The organism is Kribbella sp. CA-245084 (genome assembly GCF_050942355.1).
In the GTDB taxonomy this organism is placed as follows: domain Bacteria; phylum Actinomycetota; class Actinomycetes; order Propionibacteriales; family Kribbellaceae; genus Kribbella.
On the sequence record NZ_CP192053.1, the window covers coordinates 2,782,746 to 2,797,541 of the forward strand.

Below are 14,796 nucleotides of genomic sequence, written 5' to 3' on the forward strand. Positions count from 1 at the left end.
AGCTAGTAGACACTCTGTTGAAGTTAGTAGTTACTACCTACTAACTTCGTGGCCATGCGGATGACTGGGCGAGAGCGGCGTGAGCAGATTCTCGGGATCGCCGAGGAGGAGTTCGCGGCCGCCGGGTTGTACGGCGCGTCGACCGAGACGATCGCGCGGCGGGCGGGGATTACGCAGGCGTACGTGTTCCGGCTGTTCGGGACGAAGAAGCAGCTGTTCCTGGCGTGCGTGGATTCCGCGTTCGGGCGGATGGCGCTGGCGATGCTGGCGGCCGCGGGCGGGTCGACCGGGATCGAGGCGCTGACGGCGATGGGGCAGGAGTACAACGACATGCTCGCCGATCGCACGACGCTGCTGCTCCAGCTCCAGGGCACCGCTGCCGCCGCGGCCGGTGACGGCGAGGTGCGCGACGCCGTACGGGCAAGCTTCGCGCGGTTGTGGCAGGCCGTTGCCGACACCGCGCAACTGGATCCGGTCACGATCAAGTCGTTCCTCGCCTTCGGCATGCTTCTCAACACCAACGCCGCGCTCGACCTGCCACAGGTCGACGAACCGTGGTCCCACCAGGCCAGAACCCGAATAAAACCAGGGCTTTTCGCGCACATCACCACCGAGACGAACCAATGACCATCGCGACCAAGCATGCCCCGGCGCCTGGGTTGCTCGCGGGGTTCCTGGTCTCCGTCGGTCTGGCCGGTGCGGTGATCGGCAGCCTCGGCGCACCTTTGATCACGGCGGTCGCCGAGGAGTACGACGTCTCACTCGCGGCCTCGCAGTGGACGCTGACGATCGCGCTGCTGGCGGGAGCCGTCGCGACACCCGTGTTCGGCCGGCTCGGGGCCGGGCCGCGGCGGCGCACCGTCGTACTCGGGATGCTCGGGGCCGAGGTCGTCGGCAGCCTGTTGACGGTTCTGTCCCTGCCGTTCGCGTTCCTGCTGATCGGTCGCGCGTTGCAGGGATCCGGGCTCGGGTTGGTGGTGCTGATGATGGCCGTCGCGCGGGACCATCTCGACGACCAGCGATCCGCGCGGACGATCGCCTTGCTGTCGGTCGCTTCGACGGCGGGGATCGGGATCGGCTACCCGTTGTCCGGTCTGCTCACCGACCTTGCCGGCGTACGTGCGGCGTACGGGCTCGGTCTCGTGATCACCGCGGCCGCCTTCGTCGCCGCGGTGTTCGCGCTCCCGCACGCGCCGGATCGCCCGGCGTCACGGCTCGATGTCCGCGGCGCGATCCTGCTGGCGATCGCGCTGCCCGCCCTGCTGCTGGTGATCGGCGACACCAGCCTCTGGCGGCACCACGCCGGCCTCGCGATCGGCATTCTCGCGGCTGCGCTGCTGCTGCTCATCGGTTGGACCTTTCTCGAGGCCCACACCGAGAAGCCGCTGGTCGACGTACGCCTCCTCCGTCACCCCGCGGTCGCCGCGGCCAACCTGGTGATGTTGACCGGCGGCGTCGGGATGTACTTGCTCTTCAGCCTGATCACCCGCTTCGTGCAGACCCCCGCGGAGGCCGGCTACGGCTTCGGGCTGAACACCTTCGAAGCCGGTCTGGTGCTCGTCCCGTTCTCGATCCTCGGCTTCGTCGCAGGCCGTCTCGTCCCCAGTTGGCGGGACCGCCTCGGCGCCCGATGGTTGCTGGCGGCAAGTACTGCGGTGGTCCTCGCGGCGTTCGTACTCTTCGCGATCGCCCGCTCACACCTCGTCGAACCGATCCTGGCCATCGGCATCCTCGGATTCGGCGTCGGCGCCTTCTCCGCCGCGATGCCCGCCGTCATCCTCGCGGTGACACCCAAGGCCGAGACGGCGAGCGCGATGAGCGTGAACGCCGTCGTACGCAGCGTCGGCTTCTCCACCGGCAGCGCCCTCGGCGGCCTCATCCTCGCCGCCCACACCACGGGCGACTTCCCCAGCGAATCCGGGTACGGCGCTGCCGCCTGGATCGGCGCCGCCGCAACCGCCGCGACCCTGGTGATCATCGCCATACTCCCGCTCAAGCAGCAATAAACCGGTGGATCGCGGCCACCCGGCCGGAGAGGATGCTGATATGCGGCTGCTGACGGTGAATGTGGTGGAGAAGCTGATCCCGGGTCCGAAGGAGACGGGATTGACCGCCATCGACAAGCGGCCGCAGCCCGGCCGGATCCGGGTCGGTGAGCTCGGACTGGCTGGCGACCGCGTTTGCGACACCAAGAACCACGGCGGCCCGGATCTCGCCCTCTACGCGTACGCCGAAGAGGATGCGAGCTGGTGGGCCGCCCAACTCGATCGCGACATCCCGACCGGCCTGTTCGGCGAGAACCTCCGCACCGAAGGGCTCGACGTCAACGGCGCGCTGCTCGGTGAGGTGTGGCGCATCGGCGACGAGGTCGAGGTCATGGTGCGTGCGCCCCGCATCCCGTGCATCACGTTCCAGCACCGCATGCAGGAGCCCCGCTGGGTCAAGCGCTTCCACCAGGCCGGCCGCCCCGGCGCGTACCTGAAGGTGCTCCGCGAAGGCACGATCGGCGCCGGCGACCCGATCGAGATCATCAGCCGCCCGGACCACGAGGTCACCGTCGCGCTGATGTTCGCAGAGCAGGATGCGCTCAAGATGCAGCAGATGCTCGGCTCTGGCGTCGATCTCATGGAGGAGCTCCGCGACACCGCGCAGCGCGTCGTGGCGCGCGGATGAGCGCCCCGCAGTCGTCGGTACGCCGGGGAATCCTGCCCGAGCCGGGTCCGTTGCGGCCGCTTGCCCTCGCCACCCTGCTGAGCCGCGTCGGCAACGGCCTGCTGATGACGGTCAGCGTCCTGTACTTCAACCGGATCGTCGGCCTGTCGATCGCGCAGGTCGGCCTCGGTCTCACCGTCGCGGGGTTGTTCGGGCTGCTGTCCGCCGTACCGCTCGGGCATCTGGCGGATCGGCGTGGACCGCGCGGCCTGTTCGTCGTCCTGAGCCTGATGGTGTGCGGGTTGTCGCTTCTCTACCTCGTGGTGCACAACTTCTGGCAGTTCCTCGTCGTGAGCATCGTGCTGACGATGATCGATCGCGGCGCGGGTGCGGTCCGGGCCGCGTTGATCGCCGCGGTGACTGTCGGCGCGGGTCGCGTCGCGGCTCGTGCGTACCTGCGGGCCGTCACGAACATCGGCATCATGGCCGGCGCCGCGATCGGTGCCTTCGCGCTGCACTTCGACACGGCTACGGCGTACCGCGTGATGTTCGTCCTCGACGCGGTGTTGAGTAGCATCGCGGCCTTCGTCGTACTGGCGATTCCGCGCGTGGCACCGCAACATCGCGATGACGACGGGCCGGTGTGGATCGCGCTGCGGGACCGTGGGTACCTCGCGGTCGCGGCGCTCAACGCGGGTATGAGCATCCACTTCGCCGTACTGGATGTCGCGATTCCGCTGTGGGTCGTCGACCATACCGACGCCCCGCGCTGGACGGTCGCGTTGCTGCTGATCATCAACACGGTGGTGGTCTCGCTGTTCCAGGTCCGGTCGTCGCGTGGCATCGCCGATCCGACGACTGCGGCGCGTGCGACCCGCACGGCCGGGTGGTTGCTGCTGGCATCGATGGTGCTGCTTGCCGGCGCGACCTGGGGCAACGCGCTGATCGCGGTCGCGCTCCTTGCGGCGGGCGCGCTGGTTCAGGTGATCGCCGAGCTGATGCAGTCCTCGGGATCGTTCCTGCTCAGCTTCGACCTGGCGCCCAACCACGCCCAGGGTCAGTACCAGGGCGTCTGGAACACCAGCATGTCGATCAGCACGATGATCGCGCCGACCGTCCTGGCCCTGTTGCCGCTCGGGCTCGGCGTTCCCGGCTGGATCATCCTCGGCGTGTGGTTCGCGCTGACCGGCGCGCTGTTCGTCCCAGTGGTTCGGTGGGCGGAGAGTCGTCGCCCAGCAGCTGTGCCGGCGTAGCGCTCAGTTGGTGGGTTCGCGGTAGCCGAGGGCGGCGGAGATCTTGCGGGCGGCCTCGATCGCGGCCGGAGCCATCAGCGCGACCTGGGCGATCGACTGCTCCAAGGACAACGTGGAGATGCTGACGGCGGCGACGGCCGCGCCGGTGTGGTCGTGGATGACTGCGGCGACACAGCGGATCCCGGGCTCGTTCTCCTCGTCGTCCAGCGCGTACCCGCGAGCACGCACCTGCGTGAGATCGGTTTTCAAAGCGGCAGCGGTCGTGTGCGTGAGCGGCGTACGTGCCGGAAGACCGGTCCGCGTGATGTGGACGTCGAGGTCCTCTTCGTCCTTCTCGGCGAGGAGCGCCTTGCCGATGCCGGTGCAGTGCAGCCAGATCGCCTTGCCGACGCGCGACGGCATCCGGTACGGCTTCGGGCCGTCGAGGCGGGCGACGTAGATCGCCTCGTCGCCGTTGAGCAGTCCGACGTGCACCGTGCAGCGCGTCTGTGCGACGAGATCCGCGAGGACCGGGCGGGCGACCGTTGCCAGGTCGACGTTGGTCAACGCATGACCAGCCAGCCGGAGCGCCTTCGGGCCGGGGTGGTACGAGCCGTCGTCGGCCTGCGTGACGAACTCGTGCTCGACCAGCGACGCCATGATCCGGTGCACGGTCGACTTGGCCAGACCGGTCGCGTTCACGACGTCGGTGAACCGCGAGTGCTCCAGTACGGCGTCCAGCACCATCAACGTCTTGTCGATGGCCGAGGGCGAACTCATGTCGCTCATCCTGCCACTCCTATCTGGCCAGCCAGCCGCCGTCGACCGCGAGAACGTGGCCGTTCACGTAGTCGGCCGCCGTGGAAGCGAGGAACACCGCCGCGCCGACGACGTCCTCCGGCCGCCCCCAGCGACCGGCCGGGATGCGCTGCCGGATGGCGGCCTCGCGAGCCGGGTCCGCGCGCAGCTCGGTGGTGTTGTCGGTACTGATGTACCCGGGCGCGATCGCGTTCACCTGAACCCCGGCCGGACCCCACTCGTTGGCCAGCGCCCGGGTCAGTCCCGCTACCGCATGCTTGCTGGCAGTGTAGGCCGGAACCGTGATCCCGCCCTGGAAGCTCAGCAGCGAGGCGATCGTGATGATCTTCCCGGTACGCCGTTCCGCCATCGCGGCCCCGACCGGGCGGGTGACTGCCCAGGTGGAGTTGAGGTTGACGTCGATCACGTGCTGCCAGTCCGCGATCGTGGTTTCGGCCGCCGGCGCTCGCCGGATCGTACCGGCGTTGTTGACCAGGATGTCGATGTTCCTGGACCTGGCCAGCTCTGAGGCCGTCTGTTCCACCGCGGCGGGATCCGCGAAGTCGGCGATCACCACGGTCGCTTCGCCGCCGCCGTTCTGCTTGATCGCCTCGAGGGTGTCCTCGAGCGCTGCGTCCCGGGCCATCAGAATCAGCTCGGCGCCGGCCGCGGCGTACCCCGCTGCGATGGCGGCACCGATGCCGCGGCGGGCTCCGGTGACGAGCGCAGTACGCCCTTCGAGGCTGAACGTCACCGCAGGTCCTGTACGTCGACACCGTCCATGTCGCCGAACGCCTGGTTCTCGCCGGCCATCGCCCAGACGAAGCTGTACGACGACGTGCCGCAGCCGGAGTGGATCGACCAGCTCGGCGAGATGATCGCCTGCCGATCCGCGACGAGCACATGCCGGGTCTCATCGGGCTCGCCGAGGAGGTGGACGATCCGCTCGGTCTCCGGGAGGCCGAAGTACAGATAGCACTCGGTACGGCGGTCGTGGGTGTGGGCGGGCATGGTGTTCCAGGTGCTGCCCGCATGCAGTGTGGTCACACCGAGCACGACCTGGCAGCTCTGTACGCCGTCCGCGTGGATGTACTGGTCGATCGTGCGACGGTTCGCGGTCTGCTGGTCGCCGAGCTCGAGCCGGTTCCCCTCGCCGGGGTTGACCTGCGCGGTCGGGAAGGCGGTGTGCGCCGGCGCGGAGAAGATGTAGAACGCTGCATCGGCCCCCTCGAAAACGACCTCGCGTACGCCGCGGCCGACGTACAGGCAGGCGCCGGCGGTGAGCTCGTACTTCGTGCCGTCCGCGGTGACCGTGCCGGGTCCGCCGACGTTGACGATGCCGGCCTCGCGGCGTTCGAGGAAGTACTCGCTGCGCAACGGTGGATACGTATCCAACGTCAGCGGCCCGTTCGCGGGGCGGGCGCCGGCGAGCACGATCCGGTCGTGGTGGGTGAGCACCGCGGTGATCGCGTCCGGGACGAAGAGGTCGTCCACCAGGTAGTGGCGGCGCAGCGCGGCGGTGTCGAAACCGGGCAGCTGCTCGGGATGGGTGGCGTGCCTGATCTGCAGAGTCACAGAACAAGGTTCTACATGACGGAACCTCCCTGTCAATCATCGAAGCCTCTGGAACCCAGCAGCGAATTGTTCCAGGTTCCGTGACTTGACACCGAGTTCTGGTCAATGGAACCTTCCAGTCAATCGCCCATCGCCCCTGGGAGGATCCTCATGACCACTTTGGACTGGACGGTCCTGGTCGCGTACTTCGTGTTGATGGTGCTGATCGGGCTCTGGTCGCGCACCAAGATCAAGACAGTCGTGGACTACTTCACGACCGGCGGCCGGATTCCCTGGTGGTTGTCCGGCATCTCGCATCACATGTCCGGCTACAGCGCGGTCATGTTCGTCGCGTTCGCGGCAGTTGCCTACAGCTACGGCATCACGGTCTACGTCTGGTGGGCCATGACGATCGGCATCGGCGTCGGCATCGGCGCGTTCCTGTTCGCCGCCCGCTGGAATCGTCTTCGCGCCAAACACGGGGTTGTGTCGCCACTGGAGTACCTCGCACGCAGGTACAACCTGCCGACGCAGCAGGCGCTCGCGTACTCCGGTGCCGCGCTGAAGGTCGTCGACATCGCGTCCAAGTGGGTCGCGATCGCCGTACTGCTGAACGGATTCACCGGTGTGCCGATGCGGTGGGGGATCCTGCTGACGGGTGTGGTGACGATGCTGTACGCGACGCTCGGCGGGCTGTGGGCCGACGTACTCACCGACTTCGGCCAGTTCGTGATCCAGTTCGGCGCCGGCATCGCGATGTTCATCGGCGTGCTCGCACATCTGGACGGCGTACCGACGTTGTGGAAGATGTGGGATCAGTTGCCGGCCGGGCACGGTGACGCGCTGAACGGGCCGTACACGCCGATCTTCCTGATCGCGTTCCTGTTCATCAAAACCTTTGAGTACAACGGCGGCATGTGGAACCTGGCACAGCGCTACATGGCCGCGCCGACGGGATCCGCGGCGAAGAAGTCCGCGCTGCTGTCGTCGGCACTCTGGCTCGTGTGGCCGCTGGTGCTCTTCATCCCGATGTGCGCCGCGCCGCTGCTCGTACATCCCGGCAAGCCGGAGCAGTCATACGTCGAACTGTCGCAACTGCTCCTGCCGAGCGGGCTGATCGGGCTGGTGCTGGCTGGGTTCTTCTCGCACACGATGGCGATGGTCGCGTCCGACGCGAACGCGATCTCGTCGGTGATCACGCGGGATCTCGCGCCGGTGCTGGTGCCGAAGGTTCGCCGGTTGACCGATGCGGCGACGTTGAAGATGGCGCGGATCGTGACGTTCACGTTCGTCACGGTGAGCATGCTGATCGCGATCGCCACGAACGGCGAAGGCGTCGTACTGAAGATCGTCGTCGACCTGGTCGCCGCGACGATGGGACCGATCGCGATCCCGCTGATGCTCGGCCTGCTGCCGTGGTTCCGGCGGAGCGGATCGCGCGCCGCGCTGGCGTCGTGGGCGATCGGCCTGATCGCGTGGGCGATCGTCAAGTACGGCATCGGCTCGACCGACCAGACCCTGGTCGTCGCGTTGCCGCTGGCAACTTCCCTGGTGGTGTACGTCGGCCTCGGCCTGCTGCTGCCGGAGAACCGCCCGGAGGTCGACGACCTGGTCGACTCGCTGAACACCGACCCGGACGAGACCGCCGCCCGCCCCGCGGCGGTCCCGTCCTGAAACACTGGCCCAACCCAACCCTCAGGAGAACAACCCCATGCCGAACATCACCGTCGAACTCCTCTCCGGCCGCACCCTCGACCAGCGCCGCGAGTTCGTCGCCGCCGTCACGGACTCCGCCATCGCCATCCTCGGCGCGAAGCGCGAGGCCGTCCGCATCGTCTTCCAGGAAATCGAAAAGACCGACGTGGCCAACGGCGGCACGCTGGTTGCGGACGTCTGACACTGACCAACCTCCGCCTGCGCTCGTGTGCGCACGTCGCGTAGGCGGTGGCGCTGGCTGGCGCGGGCGGTTGATCAGTGGCAGAAGTCCGGTCTCTGAAACTGCCGGACGTCCACGCCGCCGACCTACTACTCTGCGATGCATGCGAGTAGGCGTTTTCGGTGCAACAGGTCAGGTCGGCGGCGTGATGCGGGAGTTGCTGGTTGAGCGCAACTTCCCGGTGGACGAGGTGAGGTTCTTCGCCTCGGCTCGGTCGGCGGGGAAGACGTTGGCGTTCGGGGACCGGGAAGTCGTGGTCGAGGATTCCGCTACGGCGGACTTCGCCGGGCTCGAGCTTGCGCTGTTCTCCAACGGGAAAACGGCCTCGAAGGAGCTCGCCCCGAAGGTTGCTGCGGCGGGGGCAGTTGTCGTGGACAACTCGTCCGCCTGGCGGATGGATCCCGACGTACCGCTCGTCGTCTCCGAGGTGAACCCGGGCGACCTCGACAACCTGCCCAAGGGCATCGTCGCCAACCCGAACTGCACGACGATGGCCGCGATGCCGGTCCTCGCCCCGCTGCACCGGTCGGCGGGATTGACGCGACTGGTGGTCTCGACGTACCAGGCCGTCTCCGGCTCCGGTGGTGTCGGCGTGAGTGAGCTCGAGGACCAGGCCCGCGCCCTCGCCGTACCGGGCGGGAAGCTTGCCCGCGGCACCGAAGGCATCACGCTCCCGGAGCCCAAGGTGTACGCCGGACCGATCGCGTTCAACGTGCTCCCGCTCGCCGGATCGATCGTTGCCGATGGCACCGGTGAGACCGACGAGGAGCAGAAGCTCCGCAACGAGAGCCGCAAGATCCTGCACATCCCGGACCTCCCGGTCGCCGGCACCTGCGTCCGGGTGCCCGTCTTCACCGGCCACTCGCTCAGCATCAACGCCGAGTTCGCCGAGTCGATCACTCCGGAGCGCGCGACCGAGATCCTCGGATCCGCGCCGGGCGTGGCCGTCACGGACCTCCCGACCCCGCTGCTCGCCGCCGGCCAGGACCCGTCGTACGTCGGCCGCATCCGCCAGGACCAGTCCGTGCCGGGCAACCGCGGGCTCGTCCTGTTCGTCTCGAACGACAACCTCCGCAAGGGCGCCGCGCTCAACGCCGTACAGATCGCGGAGCTCCTCGCCCAGCGATAATCTCTCGACGTCAAGAAGGCTGATCGGTAGCGGTGGGACTCCGGGGCGCGACGGATCAGGGTATGTTGCGGAAACGTGATGGAGAACGCGCGAGCAGGCGCGCGAGTGCCATGGTCAGGACCAGCTGCTTGCGATTACCCTCCAGTCACTTGACCCCCATTGGAGGCCAGTTATGAAGCCTGTCGCCGATTCCGGCCAGCTCGCTCTCCTGAGCAACCGCAAGGGCACGATGGCCCAGATGTTCCTGGAGCGGGTGGAGGCGACCCCTGCCCGGGAGGCGTTCCGGTTCCCGCGCGGCGAGCAATGGAAGTCGGTGAGCTGGCGCGAGACCGAGGAGCTGACGCGCCGGCGTGCGGCCGGGCTGATCGCGCTCGGCGTCGAGCCGGAGCAGCGGGTCGCGATCGCGTCCAGCACCCGGATCGAGTGGATCGAGTGCTACCTGGCCGCCGTACTCGCGGCCGCCGCGACGACCACGATCTACCCGACGACGATCTCGTCCGACGTGGCGTTCATCGTGGCCGATGCCGACGTGCAGCTGGTGTTCGCCGAGGACGAGGAGCAGGTGGACAAGCTCCGCGCGCACCGGTCCGAGACACCGTCGCTGCGCAAGGTCGTGCTGATCGACGGTACGCCGGTGGAGGGCGACGGCGACTGGGTCATCTCGCTGGGGGACCTCGACGCGCTGGGCGACGAGTACCTGGCTGGGCACCCGCCCGTGGTCGACGAGCGGATCGCGGCGATCAAGCCGGACGATCTGTGCACGCTGATCTACACCTCCGGTACGACGGGGCGGCCGAAGGGCGTGCGGTTGGCGCACTCGGCGTGGACGTACGAAGGCGCCGCGGTCGAGGGGATGCGGGTGCTGTCCCCGGACGACCTGCAGTTCCTGTGGCTGCCGTTGTCCCATGTGTTCGGCCAGGTGCTGCTCGCCGTGCAGTGCCAGATCGGGTTCGCAACCGCGGTGGACGGGCGGATCGACAAGATCGTCGAGAACGCGGCCGTCGTACAGCCGACGTTCATGGCGGCGGCGCCGCGGATCTTCGAGAAGGCGCACGCGCGGATCCGGACGATGATCCAGTCCGAGGGCGGCGCGCGGGCGAAGATGTTCGACTGGGCGTTCGGGGTTGGTTCGCGGGTCTCGGCTTTGCGGCAGGCGGGGCGGGAGCCGTCCGGTCTGCTGGCGGCGCAGTTCGCGGCGGCCGATCGGTTGGTGCTGTCGAAGATCCGGGCTCGCTTCGGCGGGCGGATCCGGTTCTTCGTGTCCGGTTCGGCGGCGCTGGACAAGACGCTGGCCGAGTGGTTCCACGCGGCCGGGTTGCTGATCCTCGAGGGGTACGGGCTGTCCGAGACGTCGGCGGGGTCGACGTTGAACCGGCCTTCGCAGTACCGGCTCGGGAGCGTCGGGCCGGCGTTCCCGGGGACGCAGTTCAAGATCGCCGAGGACGGGGAGATCCTGATCAAGGGCGACGGGGTGATGAGCGGGTACCACAACCAACCCGCGCAGACGGCCGAGGTCCTGGACGCGGACGGGTGGTTCCACACCGGCGACATCGGGCACTTCGAGGACGAGTTCCTGTTCATCACCGACCGGAAGAAGGACCTGTTCAAGACGTCCGGCGGCAAGTACGTCGCGCCGCAGGTGATCGAGGGCCGCTTCAAGACGATCTGCCCGTATGCGAGCCAGTTCATCGTCCACGGAAACAAGCGCAACTTCGTATCGGCGCTTGTCACGCTGGACCCTGATGCTGTTGTGGGTTGGGCCGCCGCGAACGGCATGAGCGGGAAGCCGTACGCCGAGATCGTGACGTCCGACGCCGCGCAGACGATGGTCCAGGGCTACGTCGACGAACTCAACGCGACCCTCAACCGCTGGGAAACCATCAAGAAGTTCACGATCCTCGACCGCGACCTCACGGTCGAGTCCGGCGAGATGACCCCCAGCCTGAAACTCAAACGAAAGTACGTCGAGGTCGAGTACGCCGCCGTCCTCGACAAGATGTACGAATAGCAACTGAGGCAACCCACGCACCGCTACGCTCACTCCTTCGTCGCGCGCTACGAGCTGACCTGCCCACGGGCTATCCGAGCGCTACCGCCCGACTGCACCGCCCTGGGTTGACCTACGTGCGAGCAGCATGTCGCGAGGCCGGCTCCGTCGCAACGGACGAGCAGGACCAACGAGCCCTGGCCATTGACCGCGTCAAACTTGCTGCGGGAGGGTTCGCACCATGAGTGCGTGGAATGAGCATGACGTTGAAGCCAAGGTCTGGGATGTGCTGTCGGCTGTGCCGGTGGTCAATGCGGACGGCCACCATTACGGGCGAGCTTGGGTAACGACGTATCAGCTGGCCATCAAGGTTGCTGAGACGTTTCCGAAGTTGGCCGACGATCTGGGGCTCAAACTGGGTGGTGCTGGGACCGGAGAGCAGGTCAGCCTCTCGCAGTACCTCGCGAAACAGTTGTCGGCGCAGATCAAGAAGCACGGCGACAACTACCGGATCGAGGGAGCCTTCCTGTCAGGGCTGGCTCTGACTGAGCTGAAGTTCAAGCGCTCGGACGGCGAGGAACTCAAGAGCAGTGTCACCGGAAGCGGGTACGACCTGTCTCTCTTCCGCGTTCGCCCGAAACAGTTCAGTGCCGACGTCAGCGGCTGAGGAACTTGCGGATGACCTCGACGTACTTTGTTGGTTCCTCGTCGGCGATGGAGTGGGCCGACTTGGTGAAGATCTCGAGGGTGGCTCGGGGGAGGCGGGTGGCGAGGTCGCGGGGGGTGTCGAAGCCGACGTGGCGGTCCCAGAGGGCGGCGAGGATGAGGGTCGGGATCTCGACGGCGGCCAGGTCGTCGGCGAGATCGGGGCGTTCGGTGCCCACGAGCGCCATCGCCATTTCCAGGTTGGATTCCGGCGCCGCGGGATCGTCGGCGGGGATGTTGGCCGGGTCGTAGTAGAAGAAGTTCGCCGCGTTCTCGCTCTGGGCGATCGCGCCGATGGCGGCAACTGTGCGCTCGATCTGGTCGGTGAGGGGCTCGAGTTGATGGCGAAGGGCGGTGCGCTCGTCCGGCGTCAGGATCGGGTCGACCGCGGCCGGGCGCATCGTCCACAGGCCGGGGTGGAGGGGATCGACGATCGGGGGAGCGTGCAGGATCAGACCGGCCACATAGTTGCTGTGAGCAACGGCGTACTCCGCGGCCAGCAGGCACCCGAACGACACACCCCACGGCACGATCCGCTCGACGCCCAGCGCCGTACGCAACTCATCTAAATCGGCGACAAGCTGGGTCATCGTGTACGTGCTTGTGTCAGAAGGACGCGCCGACCGCCCGCACCCTCGCTGGTCGTAGAAGATGACCGGCGCGAGCTTCGCGATCTCGTCACCGACGGACTGCTCGATCGAGTACGAGCTCTCGCCCGGCCCGCCGTGCACCAGCACCAGCGGTTCTCCGTCGTTGTCGGCGCCCGCGATCCGGACCCAATGATCGACCCCACCTGCGGCGATTGTCCGCACTCCGTCACTCAACATGGGTGCGAGGATACGGGTCAGCGGTTGAGGTACGCGAGGACGGCCAGCACGCGACGGTTGTCGTCGTCGGACGCCGGCAGGTCGAGCTTGGCGAAGATGCTGGCGATGTGTTTGGTGATGGCGCTGATGGAGAGCGTCAACTGTTGCCCGATCGCGGCGTTCGAGCGACCGGCGGCCATAAGTTCCAGTACGTCGCGTTCGCGCGGAGTCAGGTCCGCCGTACGCCCGCGTGCATCCCCTCGGCTGAGGAGCTTGGCGACGACCTGTGGATCCATCGCCGTACCGCCGCCGGCCACCGACCGTACGGCCTCGACGAACTGGTCGGTGTTGAAAACCCTGTCCTTCAACAGGTAGCCGACCGAGCCGTTGCCATCGGCAAGAAGCTCGCGAGCGTACAGCTGCTCGACGTACTGCGACAACACGAGCACCGGGAAGCCGGGTCGATGCCGTCGCGCCTCGATCGCGACCTGCAGGCCCTCGTCCGTGAACGACGGTGGGAGCCGTACGTCGACCACCGCGATATCGGGCTGTTGATCGACAATTGCCTTCCGCAACGACGGGCCGGTGTCGACCGCGGCAACCACAGTGAACCCATGATCGGTCAGCGTCCGGACGAGCCCGTCGCGGAGCAGGAACAGGTCCTCGGCGACCACTACACGGATCGGATCGCGCACGGCACCTCCAGCTGGACGCGGGTCGGACCGCCGAGAGGACTGTCGACCTCGACCGTACCGTCGAAGATCGCGAGCCGACTCTCGATGCCACGCAGACCGGTCCCGTTCATCGGCTCCGCTCCGCCCGGGCCGTCGTCGGTGACATCGCAGCGCAGTACGCCGTTCTCATGGTGCAGCGAGATCGCCACGGCGGTCGCAGTACGGGCATGCTTGGCGGCGTTGGCGAGCAGCTCATTGGCGGCGAAGTACACCGCCGACTCGACTGGCAGCGACGGACGGCCCGGGAGGTCAGACGTGACCTCGACCTCGAGTAGCGAGTCCAGGGCCAGCGCGCGGATCGCGTCGGCGAGACCGCGGTCCGCGAGTACGGGCGGATGTACGCCGCGGACCAGATCGCGCAACTGATCGAGCGCCTGGGAAGACGCCTCGCGAGCGGCGATCACCAGGTTGCGTGCGGCCTCGGGGTCCTCGTCGAACAGACGCTCAGCGTTGCTGAGGCTCATGCCGAGCGCTACCAGCCGGGCCTGCGCGCCGTCGTGCAGATCGCGTTCGATCCGGCGCAGCTCAGCGGCCTGGGCGCCGGCGCTGTCGGCGCGGGTCTCGACCAGCGTGTCGACGCGTTCCTCCAGCGCGGCCGTCCGCGAGGGCCCGAGCAGGTCGGCCGACCAGCTGGCGCGCAGGGTGAGCAACGGCGGCCCGATGTACAGTCCGGCCGCGATCATCGCGAGGCCGACCGGGATCGCGGCGAGCGCGGTCGCGGTCGAGGTCACGTGGATCGGGCCGAACGAGTTGATACCGCCCGCCCGTTCGTTGGCCCGCCAAACGAACGGCTGGACGACGGCGCCGTACACCCCGAACAGCGGCATCGCGACCGCGAGCGCCGTCGCCCACGTCCCGATCACCGGGTCGATAATCGCCCACAGCACATCTCGCCAGGTACTGCGCGCCTTCAGCAGCGCGATCGCACCGGTCTCATGCCCGTACGGTCGCTTCACGCCGACACCGGCCATCCGCACCAGACCACGCCCCGCATCCGCCACCCGGCGCATGAACCAGACCGCAGGCGGCACGGCGTACCGCCCGATCCCGACCAGAACCAGCGCGCTGCTGACGAGCACAAGCACCGCCGCGACAACCCCCGCGACAGACAGCAACATCGTCACCAACGCCCGCACCGGCGTGAACACCCTCGCCCTCAGTCCCGTCAACATACCCCGAGCCTGTCGCCTCCCACGCCCGATCCCACTGCGGCTGCCTACCGAACCACCCTGTACTTATCCCCACCTCAGCATCGCTATCCGA

15 protein-coding genes are annotated in these 14,796 nt (G+C 67.7%); 9 read left to right on the forward strand and 6 right to left on the reverse strand.

Translation table 11 applies throughout. The annotated features are described in order from the left end of the window. Positions 1 to 54 precede the first annotated feature (54 nt). The 4 genes from ACQPYH_RS13505 to ACQPYH_RS13520 are packed head-to-tail and all read left to right on the forward strand — an operon-like array spanning position 55 to position 3,905. Complete coding sequence (locus tag ACQPYH_RS13505) at positions 55 to 627, forward strand: TetR/AcrR family transcriptional regulator (RefSeq protein ID WP_432890802.1); 573 nt, start codon at positions 55 to 57, stop codon at positions 625 to 627. Further along, a complete protein-coding gene (locus ACQPYH_RS13510; protein WP_432890804.1) occupies positions 624 to 2,006 on the forward strand; it encodes an MFS transporter in 1,383 nt (460 codons plus the stop codon). Before ACQPYH_RS13505 ends, ACQPYH_RS13510 begins: the two co-directional genes overlap by 4 nt. A gap of 40 nt (positions 2,007 to 2,046) precedes the next feature. Continuing rightward, on the forward strand, positions 2,047 to 2,673 hold the full coding sequence (locus tag ACQPYH_RS13515; protein WP_432890807.1) for an MOSC domain-containing protein: 627 nt from the start codon (positions 2,047 to 2,049) through the stop codon (positions 2,671 to 2,673). After that, positions 2,670 to 3,905 carry an MFS transporter gene (locus ACQPYH_RS13520; RefSeq protein WP_432890810.1) on the forward strand — a complete coding sequence of 412 codons (1,236 nt, stop codon included), beginning with the start codon at positions 2,670 to 2,672 and terminating at the stop codon, positions 3,903 to 3,905. The genes ACQPYH_RS13515 and ACQPYH_RS13520 overlap by 4 nt, the downstream gene beginning before the upstream one ends. Positions 3,906 to 3,908: 3 nt before the next feature. On the opposite strand, the gene ACQPYH_RS13525 is transcribed toward ACQPYH_RS13520, so the two are convergent. From ACQPYH_RS13525 to kduI, 3 genes are read right to left on the reverse strand one after another with little or no spacing between them, the layout of a single operon-like run. After that, the gene (locus ACQPYH_RS13525; protein ID WP_432890811.1) at positions 3,909 to 4,673 is read right to left on the reverse strand and encodes an IclR family transcriptional regulator; all 765 of its coding nucleotides are present in this window, start codon (positions 4,671 to 4,673) and stop codon (positions 3,909 to 3,911) included. Between the two features lie 10 nt (positions 4,674 to 4,683). Continuing rightward, positions 4,684 to 5,436, reverse strand: a complete 753-nt coding sequence (locus ACQPYH_RS13530; RefSeq protein ID WP_432890813.1) for an SDR family oxidoreductase — start codon at positions 5,434 to 5,436, stop codon at positions 4,684 to 4,686. Further along, the gene (gene kduI, locus ACQPYH_RS13535; RefSeq protein ID WP_432890816.1) at positions 5,433 to 6,257 is read right to left on the reverse strand and encodes a 5-dehydro-4-deoxy-D-glucuronate isomerase; all 825 of its coding nucleotides are present in this window, start codon (positions 6,255 to 6,257) and stop codon (positions 5,433 to 5,435) included. The genes ACQPYH_RS13530 and kduI overlap by 4 nt, the downstream gene beginning before the upstream one ends. Before the next feature lie 150 nt (positions 6,258 to 6,407). Between kduI and ACQPYH_RS13540 the strand changes: the two genes are divergently transcribed. The 5 genes from ACQPYH_RS13540 (at position 6,408) to ACQPYH_RS13560 (ending at position 11,955) form a co-directional block, all read left to right on the forward strand. After that, entirely contained in the window at positions 6,408 to 7,910 is a 1,503-nt protein-coding gene (locus tag ACQPYH_RS13540) for a sodium:solute symporter family protein (protein ID WP_432890819.1), read from the forward strand. A gap of 37 nt (positions 7,911 to 7,947) precedes the next feature. Further along, positions 7,948 to 8,133: a tautomerase family protein gene (locus tag ACQPYH_RS13545; RefSeq protein ID WP_432890822.1), complete on the forward strand. Its 186-nt coding sequence runs from the start codon at positions 7,948 to 7,950 to the stop codon at positions 8,131 to 8,133. A 133-nt stretch (positions 8,134 to 8,266) separates the two neighbouring features. Further along, the gene (locus ACQPYH_RS13550; protein ID WP_432894390.1) at positions 8,267 to 9,301 is read left to right on the forward strand and encodes an aspartate-semialdehyde dehydrogenase; all 1,035 of its coding nucleotides are present in this window, start codon (positions 8,267 to 8,269) and stop codon (positions 9,299 to 9,301) included. Positions 9,302 to 9,473: 172 nt separating this feature from the next. After that, positions 9,474 to 11,309 carry an AMP-dependent synthetase/ligase gene (locus ACQPYH_RS13555; protein WP_432890825.1) on the forward strand — a complete coding sequence of 612 codons (1,836 nt, stop codon included), beginning with the start codon at positions 9,474 to 9,476 and terminating at the stop codon, positions 11,307 to 11,309. A 265-nt stretch (positions 11,310 to 11,574) separates the two neighbouring features. Next, the gene (locus ACQPYH_RS13560; protein ID WP_432890828.1) at positions 11,575 to 11,955 is read left to right on the forward strand and encodes a hypothetical protein; all 381 of its coding nucleotides are present in this window, start codon (positions 11,575 to 11,577) and stop codon (positions 11,953 to 11,955) included. Here ACQPYH_RS13560 and ACQPYH_RS13565 read toward each other — a convergent pair. The 3 genes from ACQPYH_RS13565 to ACQPYH_RS13575 are packed head-to-tail and all read right to left on the reverse strand — an operon-like array spanning position 11,945 to position 14,705. Then, entirely contained in the window at positions 11,945 to 12,820 is an 876-nt protein-coding gene (locus ACQPYH_RS13565; RefSeq protein WP_432890831.1) for an alpha/beta fold hydrolase, read from the reverse strand. The two genes, ACQPYH_RS13560 and ACQPYH_RS13565, sit on opposite strands and share 11 nt — an antisense overlap. A gap of 17 nt (positions 12,821 to 12,837) precedes the next feature. Next, positions 12,838 to 13,482 carry a response regulator gene (locus ACQPYH_RS13570; RefSeq protein WP_432894392.1) on the reverse strand — a complete coding sequence of 215 codons (645 nt, stop codon included), beginning with the start codon at positions 13,480 to 13,482 and terminating at the stop codon, positions 12,838 to 12,840. Then, complete coding sequence (locus ACQPYH_RS13575; protein ID WP_432890834.1) at positions 13,473 to 14,705, reverse strand: histidine kinase; 1,233 nt, start codon at positions 14,703 to 14,705, stop codon at positions 13,473 to 13,475. The genes ACQPYH_RS13570 and ACQPYH_RS13575 overlap by 10 nt, the downstream gene beginning before the upstream one ends. Positions 14,706 to 14,796: the final 91 nt, after the last annotated feature.